The organism is Escherichia sp. KTE172 (assembly GCF_000408845.1).
Classification (GTDB): domain Bacteria; phylum Pseudomonadota; class Gammaproteobacteria; order Enterobacterales; family Enterobacteriaceae; genus Escherichia; species Escherichia coli.
The window spans coordinates 3,924,846-3,945,854 of sequence record NZ_KE137316.1 but is presented as its reverse complement, the minus strand read 5'-3'; the positions used below and the strand labels follow the sequence as shown (position 1 = coordinate 3,945,854).

Below are 21,009 nucleotides of genomic sequence, written 5' to 3'. Positions count from 1 at the left end.
AATCCGAATTGAACCGATTCACTTACCAATTTTGTGATTTTTAATTCAATTAAAACGAATTTAAATTCATTATACATATTGAGAGGGGTTGAGGCTGAGCTTTACAAACGGTTTCTTTTTAAGCAACTCATCTTCAACCATGCATAAAGCGGGTGCATTCGCTGCCGCATACCATTATTCTTGATCTGACGGAAGTCCTTTTGTAACAATTCAAACTTCTTTGATGTAAACAAATCAATACAACAAACGGAATTGAAAACTTACACACGCATCACTGCGTAGATCAAAAAAACAATCACCGCACGAGGTTTCATGATGGAAGGTCAACAGCACGGCGAGCAGCTAAAGCGCGGCCTTAAAAACCGCCACATACAGCTTATCGCGCTGGGAGGCGCGATAGGGACAGGGCTATTCCTGGGTAGCGCCTCCGTAATACAGTCCGCAGGGCCAGGGATTATCCTGGGTTACGCCATTGCTGGTTTTATCGCCTTTCTGATCATGCGTCAGCTAGGTGAAATGGTGGTCGAGGAACCTGTCGCAGGCTCCTTTAGCCACTTTGCTTATAAATACTGGGGCAGTTTTGCCGGTTTCGCCTCTGGCTGGAACTACTGGGTACTGTACGTTTTAGTTGCCATGGCTGAGCTGACTGCCGTGGGTAAATACATTCAGTTCTGGTATCCGGAAATCCCCACCTGGGTTTCTGCCGCCGTGTTCTTTGTGGTGATCAACGCCATCAACCTGACAAACGTAAAAGTGTTTGGCGAGATGGAGTTCTGGTTTGCCATTATCAAAGTTATCGCGGTGGTAGCGATGATCATCTTCGGCGGCTGGCTGCTATTCAGCGGCAACGGCGGCCCGCAGGCGAGCGTTAGCAACCTGTGGGATCAGGGTGGTTTCCTGCCGCACGGCTTCACCGGGCTGGTGATGATGATGGCGATTATCATGTTCTCTTTCGGTGGTCTGGAACTGGTGGGCATCACCGCAGCAGAAGCAGATAACCCGGAGCAAAGTATTCCAAAAGCGACTAACCAGGTTATCTACCGCATCCTGATTTTCTATATTGGTTCGTTAGCCGTTCTGCTCTCGCTGATGCCGTGGACCCGCGTTACTGCTGATACCAGTCCGTTTGTACTGATCTTCCACGAATTGGGCGATACCTTTGTGGCTAATGCGCTGAACATCGTGGTACTGACTGCTGCGCTCTCCGTGTACAACAGCTGCGTATATTGCAACAGCCGTATGCTGTTTGGTCTGGCACAACAGGGCAACGCGCCAAAAGCGCTGGCGTCTGTCGACAAACGCGGTGTACCGGTTAACACTATTCTGGTGTCTGCGCTGGTTACGGCATTGTGCGTACTGATTAACTATCTTGCTCCGGAATCCGCATTTGGCCTGTTAATGGCGCTGGTGGTATCTGCACTGGTAATCAACTGGGCGATGATTAGCCTGGCGCATATGAAATTCCGTCGCGCCAAGCAGGAACAAGGCGTGGTAACTCGCTTCCCTGCTCTGCTTTATCCGCTGGGTAACTGGATCTGCCTGCTGTTTATGGCGGCGGTACTGGTGATTATGCTGATGACCCCAGGAATGGCGATTTCGGTATACCTGATCCCGGTATGGCTGATCGTGTTAGGTATCGGCTATCTGTTTAAAGAGAAAACCGCCAAAGCCGTAAAAGCGCATTAATCTCTCTACGCCCTCACCCGTGCAGGGTGAGGGCAATAATCTTTACACCAACGCCCCGTAAATCGTCAGTAGCGCAATTACCACCACGACCACGAACGAGGTTTTCTTCGCCATGGAAACCGCTGCCTTCGGCGTCTCCACCTTATCGACATGCGGTTCACGCGCCAGAGAGAACTGTGCCAGACGCGTTAATACCTGATATTGCGAAGTATGGAAATCACCCAGCGAAGCAAACCAGGCCGGTAACGCTTTCTCACCATGACCGATCAAGGCATATACCACACCCGCAAGACGAACCGGCACCCAATCCAGTACATGAAGCACGGCATCAATGCCGGACTGTAAACGATGATGCGGCGTCTGGTAACGCGCCAGCCAGTATTGCCATGCACGCAAAAACGCATACCCCATCAGCGTAACGGGTCCCCAGGTTCCCCCCACAATCAGCCAGAACAGCGGTGCAAGATAAAAACGAAAGTTAATCCACAGCAATGCATTTTGCAGCTCACGCAAATACTCACGTTCATCGCAGCCTGCCGGGACGCCGTGAATCATGGTGAGTTCGCCAGCCATCGTGGCACGGGCATGGCTATCATTACGTGAAGCAGCTGTCAGATAAGCATGATAATGAAGACGAACTTTACCTGCGCCAATACACAGCAAACCAATCAGCAGCCACACCAGCAGCGTGGGAACGTTGAACAATACTCCCTGCAATGCGCGTAACAGTAAAAAAGTCACGCCCATCGCAATAATGGTCATGCCTAATGTGCGCCCGAGAGAAAAATGTTTCACCCGCCGAAAGAACGCTTCAAGACGATGATCAAGCTGCCAGTGCTCGCCCAACTTAAACAGGCGCTCGAAAATTAACACCAGTAAGGTTGTAAATAGCGTCATGTTGTCTCCTTGCTGACCAGTGCACGAAACCGTGCCCAATCAAATGCAGGACCGGGATCGGTTTTCCGATCCGGCGCGATATCACAATGGCCCGTCATGTTATTAGCGATATCTGGATAGCGATCAATCAGTGCCCGCGTAACCGCCGCAAGCTGTTGATACTGCGCATCGGTATACGCCAGCGTATCGGTGCCTTCCAGCTCAATCCCAATAGAAAAATCATTGCAGCGTTCGCGCCCCTGATACTGAGAGACTCCGGCATGCCAGGCACGTTTATCGAAAGGAACATACTGGACTATTTCACCATCGCGGCGAATCAAACAGTGAGCGGAGACGCGCAAATGGGCGATCTCAGCAAAGAAAGGATGTGCCTGCGGATCAATAGTTCCAGTGAATAATGCGTCGATCCACGGACCGCCAAACTCGCCTGGCGGCAGGCTAATATTGTGCACCACCAGCAGGGTGGGTGTTTCGTCATCCGGGCGGCAATCGTAATGTGGTGAGGGAACGCGGCGCGCGCCAACCAGCCACCCCTGTTCTAACAACATGCAGGATCTCCTTATATGTGGTGCTAATACCCGGTTCAGAGTAGCATGTTTCTACCTTATGATTCGTTAGCTATCTGGAGTTTTAACATGCCGCCTCGCCGCTATAACCCTGACACCCGACGTGACGAGCTGCTGGAACGCATTAATCTCGATATCCCCGGCGCGGTGGCCCAGGCGCTGCGGGAAGATTTAGGCGGAACAGTCGATGCCAACAATGACATTACGGCAAAACTTTTACCGGAAAACTCTCGCTCTCATGCCACAGTGATCACCCGCGAGAATGGCGTATTTTGCGGCAAACGCTGGGTTGAAGAGGTGTTTATTCAACTGGCAGGCGACGATGTCACCATAATCTGGCATGTGGATGACGGCGATGTCATCAACGCCAATCAACCCTTGTTCGAACTTGAAGGCCCATCCCGCGTGCTGTTAACGGGCGAACGCACTGCGCTTAATTTTGTGCAAACCCTTTCAGGGGTTGCCAGTAAGGTACGCCACTATGTCGAATTACTGGAGGGCACCAACACGCAGTTGTTGGATACGCGCAAAACCTTACCCGGCCTGCGTTCAGCTCTGAAATACGCGGTACTTTGCGGCGGCGGAGCGAATCACCGTCTGGGGCTTTCTGATGCCTTTCTGATCAAAGAAAACCATATTATTGCCTCCGGCTCAGTGCGCCAGGCGGTCGAAAAAGCATCCTGGCTGCACCCGGATGCGCCAGTAGAAGTCGAAGTAGAGAATCTGGAAGAACTTGATGAAGCCCTGAAAGCAGGTGCCGATATCATCATGCTGGATAACTTCGAAACAGAACAGATGCGCGAAGCCGTCAAACGCACCAACGGCAAGGCGCTACTGGAAGTGTCTGGCAACGTCACTGACAAAACACTGCGCGAATTTGCCGAAACGGGCGTGGACTTTATCTCCGTCGGTGCGCTAACTAAACACGTACAGGCACTCGACCTATCAATGCGTTTTTGCTGATTGCTGACAGATTTATCCGCTCCATCGCGGGCGGATAATCTCCCCTTTCCCAACTTTCTTCGTAACGCCTCGCAAATTTCTTGTCTTTCGCTGCAACATAATAAAAAACTCCGGAAGCTGCTTTCCCGTTTCGTTTTTTGCCCCTCGCTTGTGCTGATGGCGTTTGCCAAAGTAGCGCCAACCAAATCAAGGAGCGAAACAAATGGACAAGCAACGCGGTTTTACACTTATCGAACTGATGGTGGTTATTGGCATCATTGCCATTTTAAGCGCCATTGGTATTCCCGCTTATCAAAACTACCTGCGCAAAGCCGCACTCACCGACATGCTACAAACCTTTGTGCCTTACCGTACCGCCGTAGAGTTGTGCGCGCTGGAACATGGTGGATTAGATACCTGCGACGGTGGCAGTAATGGCATCCCCTCGCCTACCACCACCCGCTATGTTTCAGCCATGAGTGTGGCAAAGGGCGTGGTGTCGCTGACCGGGCAAGAAAGTCTCAATGGGCTAAGCGTCGTCATGACGCCGGGTTGGGATAACGCAAACGGCGTCACCGGTTGGACGCGCAACTGCAATATTCAAAGTGACAGCGCATTGCAGCAAGCCTGCGAAGATGTCTTCCGCTTTGATGACGCCAACTAAGGAGCGGCAATGAATATTCCACAGCTCACCGCCCTGTGTCTGCGTTATCAGGGAGTCTTGCTGGATGCCAGCGAAGAGGTGGTTCATGTTGCGGTGGTCGATGCCCCTTCGCATGAGCTACTAGACGCATTGCATTTCGCTACCACCAAACGTATTGAGATCACCTGCTGGACGCGCCAACAAATGGAAGGTCACGCCAGTCGCACACAACAGACATTGCCCGTAGCTATTCATGAGAAGCATCAGCCCAAAGCAGAGTTGCTGACTCGAACGCTACAATCTGCGCTGGAACAACGCGCGTCTGATATTCATATCGAACCAGCGGACAATGCCTACCGCATCCGCTTGCGTATCGACGGCGTATTGCATCCTTTACCGGATGTTTCACCGGATGTCGGAGTCGCATTAACCGCCAGATTAAAAGTGCTGGGCAACCTGGATATTGCGGAACATCGCCTGCCGCAGGACGGGCAATTCACTGTCGAACTGGCAGGAAACGCCGTCTCATTTCGTATTGCGACCTTACCATGTCGGGGTGGTGAAAAGGTGGTATTAAGGTTGTTACAGCAGGTGAGTCAGGCACTGGATGTCAACACGCTTGGAATGCAGCCGTTACAACTGGCGGACTTTGCTCATGCCTTGCAACAACCACAGGGACTGGTGCTGGTAACAGGCCCTACAGGCAGCGGCAAAACGGTCACGCTTTATAGTGCCCTGCAAACGCTGAATACCGCTGACATTAATATTTGTAGCGTCGAAGATCCGGTTGAGATCCCCATAGCCGGACTAAACCAGACGCAAATCCATCCGCGTGCCGGACTCACCTTTCAGGGCGTTTTGCGTGCGTTATTGCGCCAGGACCCTGACGTCATTATGATCGGAGAGATCCGCGATGGCGAAACAGCAGAGATCGCTATTAAAGCGGCGCAAACCGGTCACCTGGTGTTGTCTACCCTACACACCAATTCCACCACTGAAACGCTGGTACGTTTACAGCAAATGGGAGTCGCCCGCTGGATGCTCTCATCAGCGCTTACACTGGTAATAGCCCAGCGTCTGGTACGCAAACTTTGCCCACATTGTCGCCTGCAGCAAGGGGAGTCCATCCATATTCCAGACAATGTATGGTCGTCGCCGCTGCCCCGCTGGCAAGCACCCGGTTGTGTACATTGCTACCACGGTTTTTATGGTCGTACGGCCTTATTTGAAGTTCTACCCATAACACCGGTCATACGCCAGCTTATTTCCGCTAATACCGACGTTGAATCGCTGGAAACGCACGCCCGACAGGCGGGTATGCGTACGCTTTTTGAAAACGGCTGCCTGGCCGTGGAGCAAGGCTTAACCACCTTTGAAGAGTTAATCCGCGTATTGGGGATGCCGCATGGCGAGTAAGCAACTCTGGCGCTGGCGTGGCATAACCGGCGACGGCAATGCGCAAGATGGGATGCTATGGGCAGAGAGCCGTGCTTTGCTGCTTATGGCACTACAGCAACAGATGGTTACCCCACTAAGCCTGAAGCGAATCGCCATCAATTCTGCGCAGTGGCGAGGAGATAAAAGCGCGGAAGTCATTCATCAACTGGCGACGCTACTCAAAGCCGGGTTAACGCTTTCTGAAGGGCTGGCACTGCTGGCGGAACAGCATCCCAGTAAGCAATGGCAAGCGTTGCTGCAATCGCTGGCGCACGATCTCGAACAGGGCATTGCTTTTTCCAATGCCTTATTACCCTGGTCAGAGGTATTTCCGCCGCTCTATCAGGCGATGATCCGCACGGGTGAACTGACCGGTAAGCTGGATGAATGCTGCTTTGAACTGGCGCGTCAGCAAAAAGCCCAGCGTCAGTTGACCGACAAAGTGAAATCAGCGTTGCGTTATCCCATCATCATTTTAGCGATGGCAATCATGGTGGTTGTGGCAATGCTGCATTTTGTGCTGCCGGAGTTTGCTGCTATTTATAAGACCTTCAACACCCCACTACCGGTACTAACGCAGGGGATCATGACGCTGGCAGACTTTAGTGGCGAATGGGGCTGGCTGCTGGTGTTATTCGGCTTTCTGCTGGCGATAGCCAATAAGTTGCTGATGCGCCGCCCGACCTGGCTTATCGCGCGGCAGAAATTGCTGTTACGCATCCCGATTATGGGTTCACTGATGCGGGGACAAAAACTCACGCAGATCTTTACGATTCTGGCGCTGACTCAAAGTGCAGGCATTACTTTTTTACAGGGCGTAGAGAGCGTCAGAGAAACAATGCGCTGCCCGTACTGGGTGCAACTTCTGACACAAATCCAGCACGATATCAGTAACGGTCAACCCATCTGGCTGGCGCTAAAAAATGCCGGTGAGTTTAGCCCACTCTGTTTGCAATTAGTGAGAACAGGAGAGGCATCCGGCTCGCTGGATCTCATGTTAGACAACCTCGCCCATCATCATCGGGATAACACAATGGCGCTGGCGGATAACCTCGCAGCCTTACTGGAACCGGCGTTGCTGATCATAACGGGAGGAATTATCGGTACGCTGGTGGTGGCAATGTATCTGCCCATTTTCCATTTAGGCGATGCGATGAGTGGAATGGGATAACGCTGGCGTGTTGCTCCACGCCAGCGTTGGGAGATTACAGGTTGTTGAAGATGCGGTTTTCTTGTTCCAGCACACGGATAAATGTGGTGCGCTTGGTCAGCTCTTTCAGGCGTGAAGCCCCAACGTATGTACAAGCTGAACGCAGGCCGCCCAAAATATCACGCGCGGTATTTTCAACCGGGCCTCGCAGCGGCAGCTTAACGGTTTTACCTTCTGCTGCGCGGTATTCCGCAACGCCGCCAACGTGACGTTTCATCGCAGACTCGGAGCTCATGCCGTAGAACAGCATAAATTTCTCGCCGTTCTCCTCAACGATGCGACCGCCGCTCTCTTCGTGGCCCGCCAGCATGCCGCCAAGCATGACGAAATCGGCACCGCCGCCAAAGGCTTTCGCGACATCGCCCGGCGTGGTGCAGCCACCGTCGCTGACGATCATTCCGCCCAGACCGTGCGCAGCATCGGCACATTCGATCACCGCAGAAAGTTGCGGATAACCGACGCCTGTTTTGACGCGAGTTGTACAAACAGAACCTGGGCCAATGCCAACTTTAACGATATCAGCACCGGAGAGGATAAGCTCCTCACACATTTCACCAGTCACTACGTTGCCAGCACAAATGGTTTTGGTCGGCCACGCTTCACGCGCTTTCGCAACGAACTGCACGAAGTGTTCGGAATAACCATTCGCCACATCAATACAAACGAAGTTTAATGCCGGGTTCAGGTCGAGAATCTGTTTAGTTTTTTCGAAATCCGCATCAGACGTGCCAGTAGAAACCATCACATGTTTCAGCACATCAGCGGAAGAATTGTTGATAAACGCTTGCCACTCTTCGACAGAATAGTGTTTATGCACAGCAGTCAAAATATCAAAAGAAGCCAGCGCAGAGGCCATAGAAAATGTGCCTACGGTGTCCATATTTGCGGCTATAATCGGCACGCCGGACCAGCTCTGACCTGAATGTTTGAAGGTGAATTGACGTTCCAGTTCAACATCGGAACGGCTTTTAAGAGTGGAGCGTTTAGGGCGGATGAGAACGTCTTTAAAACCTAACTTCAGATCTTCTTCAATACGCATGTGCGGATTCCTGGGGTTAATGGCTATAAGGGTAAGAGCGCAACTCCAGTGACGCTATCATACGCACTAATCAATGCGGCGCAAGACTGCGAAATTGTCTTTTTTTACGCTACAATCCCATAAATTTACCTGGTAAATAGTGAGCGAACGTTTCATCAATTTCGCTTTCGTGCGCTCATTTTTAACGTTTTGATAATCATGATGAATTCCCGGGAATATAAATTATGAGGTATATAGTTGCCTTAACGGGAGGCATTGGCAGTGGCAAGAGTACCGTTGCCAATGCGTTTGCTGATCTCGGAATTAACGTCATTGATGCCGATATTATTGCGCGTCAGGTGGTTGAACCAGGTGCACCTGCGCTACATGCCATTGCTGATCACTTTGGCGCTAACATGATTGCTGCTGATGGAACATTGCAGCGCCGGGCCTTGCGCGAGCGGATCTTCGCCAACCCGGAAGAGAAAAACTGGCTTAACGCCCTGCTGCATCCGCTGATTCAGCAAGAGACGCAACACCAGATCCAGCAAGCAACTTCCCCCTATGTACTGTGGGTTGTGCCATTGCTGGTAGAAAACTCACTGTATAAAAAAGCGAATCGAGTGCTGGTGGTGGATGCCAGCCCAGAAACGCAACTTAAGCGCACCATGCAGCGCGATGATGTAACTCGCGAGCATGTCGAACAAATCCTTGCTGCTCAGGCACCGCGCGAAGCTCGCCTTGCCGTGGCAGATGACGTCATTGATAATAACGGCGCACCGGATGCTATCGCATCGGATGTTGCCCGCCTGCACGCACACTATTTGCAGCTTGCGTCGCAGTTTGTCTCACAGGAAAAACCGTAATGCAGACCCAGGTCCTTTTTGAACATCCACTAAATGAAAAAATGCGTACGTGGCTGCGCATTGAGTTTTTGATTCAGCAACTCACCGTTAATTTACCCATCGCTGACCACGCTGGCGCACTGCATTTCTTCCGTAATGTCAGTGAATTACTGGATGTTTTCGAGCGTGGCGAAGTCCGCACTGAGCTGTTGAAAGAACTTGACCGGCAGCAACGTAAACTCCAGACCTGGATTGGCGTGCCTGGCGTGGACCAGAGCCGTATTGAAGCATTAATTCAGCAGTTAAAAGCGGCGGGGAGCGTATTAATTTCCGCGCCGCGTATCGGGCAATTTCTGCGTGAAGATCGTTTGATTGCTCTGGTGCGTCAGCGACTGAGCATCCCAGGCGGCTGTTGCAGCTTTGATTTACCTTCATTGCACATTTGGCTGCATCTACCCCAGGCGCAGCGCGACAGCCAGGTAGAAACCTGGATTGCCAGCCTGAACCCGCTCACCCAGGCACTTACCATGGTGCTGGATTTAATTCGCCAGTCGGCCCCCTTCCGTAAACAAACCAGCCTGAATGGTTTTTATCAGGATAACGGTGGCGATGCCGACTTGCTGCGCCTGAATCTGTCGCTCGATTCACAGCTTTATCCGCAAATTTCCGGTCATAAGAGCCGTTTTGCCATTCGTTTTATGCCGCTGGACAGTGAAAACGGACAGGTACCGGAACGTCTGGATTTCGAATTGGCCTGTTGCTAAGGAGTAAAAATGTCAGAAACTATTACGGTGAATTGCCCAACCTGCGGGAAAACGGTGGTATGGGGTGAAATCAGCCCGTTTCGGCCATTTTGCTCCAAACGTTGTCAGCTGATCGACCTCGGAGAATGGGCTGCTGAAGAAAAACGAATCCCCAGCAGTGGCGATCTTTCCGAAAGCGATGACTGGAGCGAAGAGCCAAAGCAGTGACATTTTGTCTGATGCGACGCTGGCCTGATAAGACGCGCCAGCGTCGCATCGGGCATCTTGTGCAAATGTTGGATGCGGCATAAACACCTATCCGACATACACACGCTTAAGCTTCGCAATTACCGGTTCATTGGCTGGCGGAAAATCATCGGCAATCAGACCGACCAGCGACATCCACTCACCGGGTTGCCCTTCTTTACCCCACGGCTCCCCTTCCCAGCTTTCGACCAGCCAGAACCACAGAGTTATATGCCTGTCCGGGAATTCATATTCCAGTTTTTCAAATAGCGAAAAATGTTGTGGGGTAATCCCGACCTCTTCCTGAAGTTCACGCACCACCGCCTGTTCCGGCGTTTCGCTCATTTCAATTTTACCGCCGGGAAACTCCAGTTTATTCGCCATGTGCGCATCTGCTGCGCGACGGGTTATAAAGATTTCATTGTTCTCGTTGCGAATAATACCTACCGCAATTTGCAGCTTTTTCATTGTCTTAAACCTATAAAAAAGGCGCAGAATCCTGCGCCTTTTACTTCAACTGTTAGCTTTTATTGCAGGCGACCATGGCACTGCTTGTATTTTTTACCAGAACCGCACGGGCAAGGATCGTTACGTCCTACTTTGCGTTCACCGGTTTGCGCCGCCAGTGCAGCTGCGGCTGCAGAGTCGTCATCCTGATGGCTAAGCTGCTGCATTTGCGCTAAACGCTCGGCTTCCATACGACGCTGTTGTTCCAGCTCCTCAACCTCTTCAGGCATACGTACCTGAACTTTGCTCAGCGTGCTGATAACTTCATATTTCAACGACTCCAGCATCGCTGCAAACATGGAGAACGATTCACGTTTGTATTCCTGCTTCGGATCTTTCTGTGCATAGCCACGCAGGTGGATACCCTGACGCAGATAGTCCATCGCTGCCAGGTGCTCTTTCCACAGAGAGTCGAGAGTTTGCAGCATGACGCCTTTTTCGAAGTGACGCATCATCTCAGCACCAACCACTTCTTCTTTACGCTGATACACTTCGATGGACTGCGCCAGAATGCGCTCACGCAGCGTCTCTTCATGCAGTTCTGGTTCTTTATCCAGCCACTCGGCAATTGGCAAATCGAGGTCGAAATCGTTCTTCAGACGTTCCTGCAGCCCCGGAATATCCCACATTTCTTCCAGCGACTGTGGCGGAATGTAGGCATCAATGGTCGCTTTGAACACATCTTCACGAATGCTGTTGATGGTTTCGCTCACATCGCTGACATCCAGCAGTTCGTTACGCTGGGAGTAAATGGCGCGACGCTGATCGTTAGCCACGTCATCATATTCCAGCAGTTGCTTACGAATGTCGAAGTTACGACTTTCAACTTTACGCTGGGCATTGGCAATCGCTTTAGTCACCCACGGGTGTTCAATGGCTTCGCCTGGCTTCATACCCAGTTTACGCATCATGCCGGATACTCGGTCGGAAGCAAAAATACGCATCAGCGCATCTTCCATCGACAGGTAGAAACGGGAAGAACCAGCATCCCCCTGACGACCAGAACGACCGCGCAACTGGTTATCGATACGACGGGATTCGTGACGCTCGGTACCGATGATATGCAGGCCACCTGCTGCCAGTACCGCATCGTGACGTACCTGCCAGTCGGCTTTAATTTTTTCAATTTGCTCTGCGGTCGGATTTTCCAGCGCGGCAACTTCTGCCTGCCAGCTACCACCGAGCACAATATCTGTACCACGACCCGCCATGTTGGTCGCGATAGTCACCGCAGCCGGATAACCTGCCTGAGCAACAATCGCCGCTTCGTTGGCGTGGAATTTGGCGTTCAGGACGTTGTGCTTAATACCGGCTTTGGTCAGTTCGTTTGATACCAGCTCCGATTTTTCGATGGAGATAGTACCCACCAGCACCGGCTGGCCTTTCGCAGTACGTTCTTTGATATCTTCAATGATCGCCTGAATTTTTTCCGCTTCAGTCATGTAGACCAGGTCCGGCAGATCTTTACGAATCATTGGACGGTTGGTCGGAACAACGACGGTATCCAGCTTGTAGATGGAGCTGAATTCGAAAGCTTCGGTATCAGCAGTACCGGTCATCCCCGCCAGTTTTTCATACAGACGGAAGTAGTTCTGGAAGGTGATCGACGCCAGCGTCTGGTTTTCGTTCTGGATCTGTACACCTTCTTTCGCTTCCACTGCCTGATGCAGGCCATCGGACCAACGACGTCCCTGCATGGTACGACCGGTGTGTTCGTCAACGATGATAACTTCACCATCTTTAACGATGTAGTCGACGTCTCGGGTAAACAGCGCATGAGCGCGCAGCGCCGCCGTTACGTGGTGCATCAGCATGATGTTGGCCGGAGAGTACAGAGACTCCCCTTCATCCATGATGCCTTCTTTCACCAGCAGTTCTTCAATCAGCACCAGACCACGTTCGGTCAGGTTCACCTGGCGAGATTTTTCGTCCACCGAGAAGTGGCCTTCGCCCTGGAAGGTTTCGGAGTCTTCTTTTTCCTGACGGATCAGGTGCGGAATAATTTTATTCACGCGTTTATACATTTCCGAGCTGTCTTCTGCCGGGCCGGAAATGATCAGCGGTGTACGAGCTTCATCGATCAGGATGGAGTCCACTTCGTCCACCAGCGCATAGTGCAGTTTACGCTGTACACGTTCTTCAGGGCTGAACGCCATGTTATCGCGCAGGTAGTCAAAGCCGTATTCGTTGTTCGTACCGTAAGTGATGTCAGCTGCGTAAGCTTCACGCTTCGCCGGTGCTGGCATGCCCGGCAGGTTGATACCGACAGTCAGGCCAAGGAATTCAAACAGCGGACGGTTGTTTTCGGCGTCACGTTGCGCCAGGTAGTCGTTGACGGTAACAACGTGTACGCCCTTACCGGTTAATGCGTTCAGGTAAGCAGGCAGCGTTGCGGTCAGGGTTTTACCTTCACCGGTACGCATTTCGGCGATGCAGCGTTCGTTAAGAACCATACCGCCGAGTAACTGAACGTCGAAGTGACGCATACCAAAGACGCGCTTACTTGCCTCACGCACCACGGCGAACGCTTCCGGGATCAGATTTTCCAGCACTTCGCCTTTTTCCAGACGCGCACGAAACTCTGCGGTTTTCCCTTTCAGTTCTTCGTCGGAGAGTTTTTCCATCTCCGGTTCCATGGCATTGATGATGTTGACCACTTTGCGCATCCGGCGCAGGGTGCGATCGTTACGACTACCGAAAACTTTAGTTAATAATTTGATTAGCATAATAAAATCTCAAACGCCCCGCGTTGCGGAGTCAATAAAATGAAGTAAAGGTTTATTGTTGTTAGCTGAGGCGTTGAGGGCCAGCACGGATGCCTTGCGCCTGGCTTATCCAGACGGGCGTGCTGAATTTTGCTTGCGGGGTAAAATGCGCATAATCAATGCGATAACCCTTTTCAGACGGCGTGCCTTCCTGGGTCAACAGCGCGCTGAGCGTATCCAGTAATGCAAGATGTTGCGCCTGAAGAGGCAAAGATTCTTCAGCAACGGGCAGCGTTTGCGGTGCCATTGCGAAGGAAAGATGACGGATTACCGTGCGAATGGCATGTTGATGCCAGTAATCAACGGAATAGTTCGAATTCGGGCGGCGCGTGTTCGCTTCCAGCAAGGCCAATTGACCAAAGTTAACTTTGGCTGAAGGCTCGTGGTTGCGGGTTGTCGCTTTTGCGGGCGCGTTTGGTTCGGCGGCGTTGCTGAGCGCAGGCAAACCTAAACTCGCCGCGACCATCCCTAATAAGAGATGCGGCCAGAAGTAGCGTTTACCAAACTGTCGCCAGCGCGTCAGTATTCCACTCACGTTATTGCCATCCCGATCGTATTCAAACGTATTTAGCGCACAAATCTTATCATTAAAGCCTGAAGTCCACAGCACGAATGAAGATAAGTTGTGCGTAAAAGTGCTTAAGAAAACAGCGTTCGCACCGTTTTTTATCGTTCTTATAAAATTCAAAAAAAAACGACTGGTTCACCTGGCCGGAGAGAGTGCCAGATTTGCCAGTCGAATTTTATACGACAGTATAAATGTCGTTATGCCAGTACGGCTGAAGGCGCTTTGAAGGCCAACGGCAGTTCTGCGTCGTCCTGGAAGGTCACATATTCCCAGGCTTCCTGTTTTGCAAGGACAGCCTGCAGCAGTTTGTTATTCAGTGCATGACCGGATTTATAAGCGGTAAATGCACCAATAATATTGTGACCACACATGAACAAGTCACCGATCGCATCGAGCATTTTGTGACGCACAAATTCGTCTTCAAAACGCAGGCCGTCTTCGTTCAGTACGCGATAATCGTCAACAACGATGGCACAATCGAAGCTACCGCCCAGGCACAAACCACGGGACTGCAGATATTCGATATCACGCATGAAACCGAACGTACGCGCACGGCTGATCTGGCGCATAAACGCATCAGCGGAGAAGTTCATCGCATAGCGCTGGTTGCTGGAATCAATAGCCGGATGGTTAAAATCGATGGTGAAATCCAGCGAAAAACCATTGTACGGCTTAAATTCAGCCCACTTATCGCCATCTTCGACACGAACAGTCTCTTTGATGCGAACAAATTTCTTGGCGCAGTTCAACTCGTCGATACCGGCGTCAAGCAGCAGGTATACAAACGGAGCGGCGCTGCCGTCCATGATCGGGATTTCCGGCGCGTTAACTTCGATAACAATGTTATCGATGCCCAGGCCCGCGAGAGCAGCATTGAGGTGCTCTACGGTTGAAATCCGTACATCATGCTCGTTGACCAGACACGTACAGAGCATGGTATCACGCACAGATTTGGCATCGGCCGGGAAATCTACCGGTGGATTCAAGTCGGTGCGACGATAGATGACCCCGGTGTTGGCCGGCGCAGGGCGTAACGTCAGGGTGACTTTCTTGCCGGTATGTAAACCGACACCCGTCGCCTGAACGATACGTTTAAGTGTCCTTTGTTTGATCATCGTATTATCTCGCCAAATTACCTATCCAACCGAAGTGTACTATACATTCGGCGGGCCAGTTTAGCACAAAGAGCCTCGAAACCCAAATTCCAGTCAATTCTTAATCAGCTTGCTTACGCAGGAATGCTGGGATATCCAGATAATCCGGCTCTTTCGCAGTTTGCGGTGCATTGTCATTCACGACTTTAGCAACCGGCTTCTGCTCCTGGGTCAGCGGAGCCATCCCGTGCTGCTGGTAGCGATCCATCACTGGCTGCTGAACCTGCTTATTGGTCACCAGAGTGATTTCAGGACGTTTGTCCATGCCGATACCTGTCGCAACAACAGTTACGCGCAGCTCGTCATTCATATCCGGGTCAAGAGAAGTACCGATAACCACAGTCGCGTTGTCGGAAGCAAATGCACGGATGGTGTTACCTACCGTTTCGAACTCATCCAGACGCAGGTCGAAGCCCGCCGTGATGTTAACCAGCACGCCGCGTGCGCCAGACAGGTCGATATCTTCCAGCAGCGGAGAAGAGATAGCCATTTCAGCAGCTTCTTCCGCACGGTCTTCACCGCTCGCCACGCCAGAACCCATCATTGCGTAGCCCATTTCAGACATTACGGTGCGTACGTCTGCAAAGTCCACGTTCATCAAACCCGGACGAGTAATCAGTTCGGCGATACCTTGCACAGCGCCTTTCAGTACATCGTTCGCTGCGCCAAACGCATCCAGCAGGGAGATACCGCGGCCCAGAACTTTCAGCAGTTTGTCGTTCGGGATAGTGATCAGAGAGTCCACATGCTTGGACAGTTCAGTGATCCCCTGCTCGGCGAATGCCATACGCTTCTTGCCTTCAAAGTTGAAAGGCTTAGTGACGACAGCAACGGTCAGGATACCCAAATCTTTTGCCACTTCAGCGACGACTGGTGCTGCACCTGTACCGGTACCACCCCCCATACCCGCAGCAATAAAGACCATGTCTGCACCTTCCAGCGCCGCACGCAGTGCATCGCGATCCTCATCAGCCGCATTGCGGCCAACTTCTGGATTAGCGCCTGCGCCCAGTCCTTTGGTGATACCGCTACCGATTTGAATCGTCTGTCCAACCGCTGTTTTACGCAGCGCTTGTGCATCGGTATTTACCGCGAAGAATTCAACACCTTCAATGCGCTCGCGCACCATGTGTTCAACAGCATTACCGCCGCCGCCGCCGACGCCGATGACTTTAATCACCGCGTCATTGGTAAGTTCCATTGGTTCAAACATAGTTTCTCTCCGATTTGTGCCTGTCGCCTGAGGCCGTAATCATCGTCGGCCTCATAAAAATTAAAACTCTTTTCGCAGCCAACTATTGAGTCGCTTGATCCACGAGCCAACTGATGCTGTAACACGTTTTTCTACTTCAGCTTCACCGTTAAGATGTGACTCTTTTCCATAGTGAAGCAATCCCACCGCCGTCGAATAATACGGCTCCTGAGCATAATCCGTTAAACCGGTAATGTTCAGCGGCGCGCCGATACGCACTTGCGTATGAAACACGCGCTGAGCACAGGCTGCAAGACCTTCGATCTGCGCTGCGCCACCAGTTAATACAATGCCTGCCGCCAGGTGATGTTTAACCCCTTGTTGGCGAAGCTTTTCCTGCAACTGCAATATCTCTTCGTTGACCAGGTTGAGCAGCTCGGTATAGCGCGGCTCGATCACCTCTGCCAGGGTCTGACGTTGCAGACTCCGCGGCGGACGACCGCCTACGCTCGGCACTTCCACGCTCTCATCTTTTCCAACGATGGAACCCAGCGCACAACCGTGGCGAACTTTAATCGCTTCGGCGTCGCTTGGCGGCGTGCCAAAGGCGTAAGCGATATCACTGGTCACGACATTGCCAGCATAAGGAATTACCTTAGTGTGGCGCAATGCCCCACCGGTATAAACGGCGATATCCATTGTACCACCACCGATATCGACGACGCAGACACCCAGTTCACGTTCATCTTCCGTCAATACCGAATAACTTGATGCCAGTCCGGCAAATATCAGTTGGTCAACTTTCAGCCCACAACGTTCAACCGCTTTGACGATGTTTTTCGCCATATCGTTGTGACATGTGATCAGGTGCACTTTTGCCTGCATCCGCACGCCCGAAAGTCCTACCGGATTCTTGATCCCTTCCTGATAGTCAATCGCATACTCTTGCGGGATCACATGCAGCACACGATGCTCATCGCGCACACGCACCGATTTCGCGGTATGGACGACATTTTCCACATCTTCTTGCGTCACTTCTTCTTCAGAAATAGGCACCATACCAATTTCATTCTGGCAGCTGATGTGCTTACCAGAAAGCGCCAGATATACCGAAGAGATCTGACAATCTGCCATCAATTCTGCCTGGTCAATGGCGCGTTGTACGCACTTGACCACGGATTCGAGGTCGTTCACCCCGCCTTTATCCATACCACGCGACGGGCAGCTGCCCACGCCAATGATATTGACCATACCGTCGGGCAGAACTTCCCCTACTAAAGCGGCAACCTTCGCGGTACCAATCTCCAGTCCTACTACCAGTTTTCTGTCCGTCGCCTTGATCATTGTTGTTCTGCCTGTGCCTGATTTTGTTGCTGAGTAGATTCCTCTGGCGGCAAGGGCGCCCAGCCTACTGCCGCTCCAGAGTCATAACGCAAATCAACGTAGCTAATCCGTTTGCCATCGGTTTGCGCCTGCTGCTGTAAAACCGGATAAAGTTCTACAAAGCGAGCCAAACGTTTCATCGTATCGCCCCGGCCAAGATTGAGCTTAATATCGTTATTCAGCGTCAACTGCCAGGAACGCCGCGCGGTCATCGCCGCTTCCTTCAGAGTAAATCTGTCCTTTGCCAGCATCTGCCCCATTTCGCGATAGCCCTGCAACACTTCATTGGCGCTGCCTTCCGGGCCATACAGCATTGGAAGCACCTGCTTGCTGGTGCGATCTGGCGGCACGCTGAAAGTGTTTCCTTCCGCGTCTACCATATGTTGATCATTCCACCGCGCAATCGGCACATATTCAACCAGATGAATCTTCAATTCATCAGGCCACTGCTTTCTGACGCTCACCTGCTTAATCCACGGCAGGCGTTGTTCTATTTGCGTCTGGATGATGTTGACATCCTGGGTCATAAAGGTACCTGGCTCACCCAATGCCAGGATCGACTGCCGGATATCGTCATTACGCGTGTAATGGCGTTCACCGGTCAACACCAGCTTTGAGAGCGGCAGGCGTTGCGCATCTTCCATCCAGCCCAACACGACCCAGCCGCTCACCAACACTGTCGTTAAAACGGTCAGCAGGAAAAGGATCCCCGCCAGACGCGTTCCATTATTGCGGCGAGAAGAAACCTCTTCTTCGCTGTTTCGCGTGTTCAGAGCAGCCTGCGACATATTAGTCCGCCAGTTCCAGAATTCGTACTACCAACTGCGAGAAGCTCATACCTGCCTGACGTGCCGCCATCGGCACCAGGCTGTGGCTGGTCATACCCGGTGAGGTATTGGCTTCCAGCAGATAAAACTGTCCATCGCTGTCCAGCATAACGTCAATACGTCCCCATCCTTTGCAACCTAACGTCGTCCATGCTTTCAGCACTAATGCCTGCAAATTGGCCTCTTGTGACGCTTCCAGACCTGCGGGGCAGAAATACTGTGTCTCATCAGAGAGATACTTCGCCTCATAATCATAGAAGGTTCCGGACGGTTGAATACGTATTGACGGTAAAATTTCTTCACCGAGTATCGCAACCGTGAACTCCGGCCCACTTAGCCATTTTTCAATCAATACTTCTTCATCGTGCTGAAATGCCAATCTTAATGCATCTTGTAGAGCATTTTCTGCTACTACTTTTGACATTCCCACACTGGAACCTTCGCGGCTCGGCTTAACGATAACCGGCAAACCCAGAGCAGAAATTTCTGCTAACTGCTTATCACTCAGGCCTTTTTCAAACTCTGCGCGGGTTAACGCTACCCACGGAGCGACCGGTAAACCGGCACCTTGCCACAGAAGTTTGCTGCGTAGTTTATCCATTGAAAGCGCAGATGCCATCACTCCGCTGCCGGTATAAGGCAAGCCCATCAGCTCGAGCATGCCCTGCAGCGTGCCATCTTCACCGCCGCGACCGTGTAGCGCGATAAACACTTTCTGAAAGCCCATCGACTTCAGTTGCGTCACGTCGACTTCTTTCGGGTCGACAGGATACGCGTCAATACCGCCTTCACGCAGCCCGGCTAACACCGCTGCGCCAGAATTCAGAGAAACTTCCCGCTCAGCGGAGGTCCCACCCAACAGGACCGCGATTTTATCAGTCATGTTGTGCTTCCTCCGGAGTTTGCGGCTTCAGTTTGATTTCAGCTAAAGAACGGGCAATTTTTCCAATATTACCAGCCCCCTGAACGAGAATCAGGTCGTTACCGGTTAATACCGGTGCCAGCATCTCGGCTACCTGCGCCGGGTCAGGCACCAGAATGGGATCAATTTTCCCACGTCCACGAATTGTGCGACACAGCGAACGGCTGTCCGCTCCCGGAATTGGCGCTTCGCCAGCCGGATACACTTCCAGCATTAACAGGGTATCAACCTGCGTCAGCACATTGGCGAAATCATCATACAGGTCGCGTGTACGGGTAAAACGGTGCGGCTGAAACAGCATTACCAGGTTTTTATCCGGCCAGCCTGCACGCGCCGCTTTAATAGTGGCGTCCACTTCCGTCGGGTGGTGGCCGTAGTCATCGACCAACATCGCCGTACCGCTTTTACCATTCACTGGCTCCAGCGGGAATTCACCGAGGAAATCAAAACGGCGACCAGTCCCCTGGAAGCTCTCCAGCGCACGCAAAATAGCCTCGTCGTCAATGCCCTCTTCCGTAGCAACCGCAACCGCAGCTGCGGCGTTCAGCGCGTTATGACGACCTGGCGCATTCAGGGTGACGCGCATCGGCTCTTTGTCCTGGCGCAGCAGCGTAAAGTGCCCCTGCGGGCCAATCTGCTGATAATCTTCTACACGCACGTCGGCATCTTCGCTGAAGCCGTAAGTCGTGGTCTGACGTCCCACACGCGGTAACAATTCGCGGATCACCGGATCATCAACACACATCACTGCACGACCGTAAAACGGCAGGTTGTGCAGAAAATTAATAAAGGTCTGTTTTAAATTCTCAAAGTCGCCCTGGTAGGTATCCATGTGGTCGGCTTCGATATTGGTGACAATCGCCACCATCGGTTGCAGATGCAGGAACGATGCATCACTCTCATCTGCTTCGGCAATCAGGTACCGACCATGCCCCAAACGCGCATGAACGCCCGCCGCTTTTACCAGCCCACCGTTAACGAAGGTTGGGTCGAGTCCCGCTTCTGCGTAGATGCTGGAAACCATCGCAGTGGTTGTCGTTTTGCCGTGCGTTCCGGCAATGGCGATGCCATGACGAAAACGCATTAACTCAGCCAGCATTTCGGCACGACGGATCACCGGAATACGCGCTTCATGAGCTGCGACAATTTCCGGGTTATCGGCAGAAATCGCGCTGGAAACAACGACCACGCTGGCATCACGTACGTTTTCCGGGCGATGGTTGAAATAAATCGTCGCCCCAAGATTCATTAACTGCTGCGTGACCGGATTTGGCGCTAAATCGGAACCACTGATCTGATAACCTTCATTGGCCAGAACTTCGGCAATACCGCCCATACCGGCACCACCGATGCCGACAAAATGTATGTGCCGAACGCGACGCATTTCGGGCACGATGGAACGCAGTTTTGCCAATTGTTGTGTATTCATTCTTTACGCCATTAACTTCTTAAATTCAT

21 protein-coding genes are annotated in these 21,009 nt (G+C 52.0%); 8 read left to right on the top strand and 13 right to left on the bottom strand.

Translation table 11 applies throughout. The annotated features are described in order from the left end of the window. The first annotated feature begins 312 nt into the window (after positions 1–312). A complete protein-coding gene (aroP, locus tag G434_RS05560) occupies positions 313–1,686 on the top strand; it encodes an aromatic amino acid transporter AroP (RefSeq protein WP_000969912.1) in 1,374 nt (457 codons plus the stop codon). A 42-nt stretch (positions 1,687–1,728) separates the two neighbouring features. On the opposite strand, the gene ampE is transcribed toward aroP, so the two are convergent. Continuing rightward, entirely contained in the window at positions 1,729–2,583 is an 855-nt protein-coding gene (ampE, locus tag G434_RS05565) for a beta-lactamase regulator AmpE (RefSeq protein WP_000172005.1), read from the bottom strand. Then, positions 2,580–3,131 carry a 1,6-anhydro-N-acetylmuramyl-L-alanine amidase AmpD gene (gene ampD / locus G434_RS05570; protein WP_000923726.1) on the bottom strand — a complete coding sequence of 184 codons (552 nt, stop codon included), beginning with the start codon at positions 3,129–3,131 and terminating at the stop codon, positions 2,580–2,582. Before ampD ends, ampE begins: the two co-directional genes overlap by 4 nt. A gap of 87 nt (positions 3,132–3,218) precedes the next feature. On the opposite strand from ampD, the gene nadC reads away from it, so the two are divergent. From nadC to hofC, 4 genes are all read left to right on the top strand, one after another. After that, positions 3,219–4,112, top strand: a complete 894-nt coding sequence (gene nadC / locus G434_RS05575; protein ID WP_001135167.1) for a carboxylating nicotinate-nucleotide diphosphorylase — start codon at positions 3,219–3,221, stop codon at positions 4,110–4,112. 202 nt (positions 4,113–4,314) lie between these two features. Continuing rightward, complete coding sequence (gene ppdD, locus G434_RS05580; protein WP_000360904.1) at positions 4,315–4,755, top strand: prepilin peptidase-dependent pilin; 441 nt, start codon at positions 4,315–4,317, stop codon at positions 4,753–4,755. A 9-nt stretch (positions 4,756–4,764) separates the two neighbouring features. Continuing rightward, the gene (gene gspE / locus G434_RS05585) at positions 4,765–6,150 is read left to right on the top strand and encodes a type II secretion system protein GspE (protein ID WP_001025168.1); all 1,386 of its coding nucleotides are present in this window, start codon (positions 4,765–4,767) and stop codon (positions 6,148–6,150) included. Further along, positions 6,140–7,342, top strand: coding sequence for a protein transport protein HofC (gene hofC / locus G434_RS05590; protein WP_000157287.1), 1,203 nt, complete (start codon positions 6,140–6,142; stop codon positions 7,340–7,342). Before gspE ends, hofC begins: the two co-directional genes overlap by 11 nt. Positions 7,343–7,376: 34 nt before the next feature. Here hofC and guaC read toward each other — a convergent pair whose 3' ends face one another. Together guaC and G434_RS30365 are read right to left on the bottom strand one after the other, a co-directional pair. Beyond that, complete coding sequence (guaC, locus tag G434_RS05595; protein ID WP_001217337.1) at positions 7,377–8,420, bottom strand: GMP reductase; 1,044 nt, start codon at positions 8,418–8,420, stop codon at positions 7,377–7,379. A gap of 155 nt (positions 8,421–8,575) precedes the next feature. Beyond that, positions 8,576–8,620, bottom strand: coding sequence for a protein YacM (locus G434_RS30365; RefSeq protein WP_120795372.1), 45 nt, complete (start codon positions 8,618–8,620; stop codon positions 8,576–8,578). Positions 8,621–8,644: 24 nt separating this feature from the next. On the opposite strand from G434_RS30365, the gene coaE reads away from it, so the two are divergent. Genes coaE through yacG form a run of 3 tightly spaced genes read left to right on the top strand, consistent with a single transcriptional unit; the run spans position 8,645 to position 10,215 of the window. Next, positions 8,645–9,265 carry a dephospho-CoA kinase gene (gene coaE / locus G434_RS05600; RefSeq protein WP_001269513.1) on the top strand — a complete coding sequence of 207 codons (621 nt, stop codon included), beginning with the start codon at positions 8,645–8,647 and terminating at the stop codon, positions 9,263–9,265. Beyond that, positions 9,265–10,008, top strand: a complete 744-nt coding sequence (gene zapD / locus G434_RS05605) for a cell division protein ZapD (RefSeq protein ID WP_001194720.1) — start codon at positions 9,265–9,267, stop codon at positions 10,006–10,008. Before coaE ends, zapD begins: the two co-directional genes overlap by 1 nt. Before the next feature lie 9 nt (positions 10,009–10,017). Beyond that, positions 10,018–10,215 carry a DNA gyrase inhibitor YacG gene (gene yacG / locus G434_RS05610; RefSeq protein ID WP_000005042.1) on the top strand — a complete coding sequence of 66 codons (198 nt, stop codon included), beginning with the start codon at positions 10,018–10,020 and terminating at the stop codon, positions 10,213–10,215. Positions 10,216–10,302: 87 nt separating this feature from the next. Here the strand turns inward: yacG and mutT are convergent, their stop codons facing one another. From mutT to murC, 9 genes are all read right to left on the bottom strand, one after another. Then, positions 10,303–10,701: an 8-oxo-dGTP diphosphatase MutT gene (gene mutT / locus G434_RS05615; protein ID WP_000736038.1), complete on the bottom strand. Its 399-nt coding sequence runs from the start codon at positions 10,699–10,701 to the stop codon at positions 10,303–10,305. Positions 10,702–10,760: 59 nt separating this feature from the next. After that, positions 10,761–13,466, bottom strand: a complete 2,706-nt coding sequence (gene secA, locus G434_RS05620; RefSeq protein WP_000905780.1) for a preprotein translocase subunit SecA — start codon at positions 13,464–13,466, stop codon at positions 10,761–10,763. A 61-nt stretch (positions 13,467–13,527) separates the two neighbouring features. Continuing rightward, a complete protein-coding gene (gene secM, locus G434_RS05625) occupies positions 13,528–14,040 on the bottom strand; it encodes a secA translation cis-regulator SecM (RefSeq protein ID WP_000014320.1) in 513 nt (170 codons plus the stop codon). Between the two features lie 230 nt (positions 14,041–14,270). After that, positions 14,271–15,188 carry a UDP-3-O-acyl-N-acetylglucosamine deacetylase gene (gene lpxC / locus G434_RS05630; protein WP_000595482.1) on the bottom strand — a complete coding sequence of 306 codons (918 nt, stop codon included), beginning with the start codon at positions 15,186–15,188 and terminating at the stop codon, positions 14,271–14,273. A 100-nt stretch (positions 15,189–15,288) separates the two neighbouring features. Further along, positions 15,289–16,440 (bottom strand): cell division protein FtsZ, encoded by a 1,152-nt coding sequence (gene ftsZ, locus G434_RS05635; protein ID WP_000462776.1) that lies wholly within the window; start codon positions 16,438–16,440, stop codon positions 15,289–15,291. A 60-nt stretch (positions 16,441–16,500) separates the two neighbouring features. Then, the gene (gene ftsA / locus G434_RS05640; RefSeq protein ID WP_000588474.1) at positions 16,501–17,763 is read right to left on the bottom strand and encodes a cell division protein FtsA; all 1,263 of its coding nucleotides are present in this window, start codon (positions 17,761–17,763) and stop codon (positions 16,501–16,503) included. After that, positions 17,760–18,590, bottom strand: coding sequence for a cell division protein FtsQ (ftsQ, locus tag G434_RS05645; RefSeq protein ID WP_000075744.1), 831 nt, complete (start codon positions 18,588–18,590; stop codon positions 17,760–17,762). The genes ftsA and ftsQ overlap by 4 nt, the downstream gene beginning before the upstream one ends. A gap of 1 nt (position 18,591) precedes the next feature. Next, positions 18,592–19,512, bottom strand: a complete 921-nt coding sequence (gene ddlB, locus G434_RS05650) for a D-alanine--D-alanine ligase (RefSeq protein WP_000130056.1) — start codon at positions 19,510–19,512, stop codon at positions 18,592–18,594. Then, a complete protein-coding gene (murC, locus tag G434_RS05655; protein ID WP_001096047.1) occupies positions 19,505–20,980 on the bottom strand; it encodes a UDP-N-acetylmuramate--L-alanine ligase in 1,476 nt (491 codons plus the stop codon). Before murC ends, ddlB begins: the two co-directional genes overlap by 8 nt. Positions 20,981–21,009: the final 29 nt, after the last annotated feature.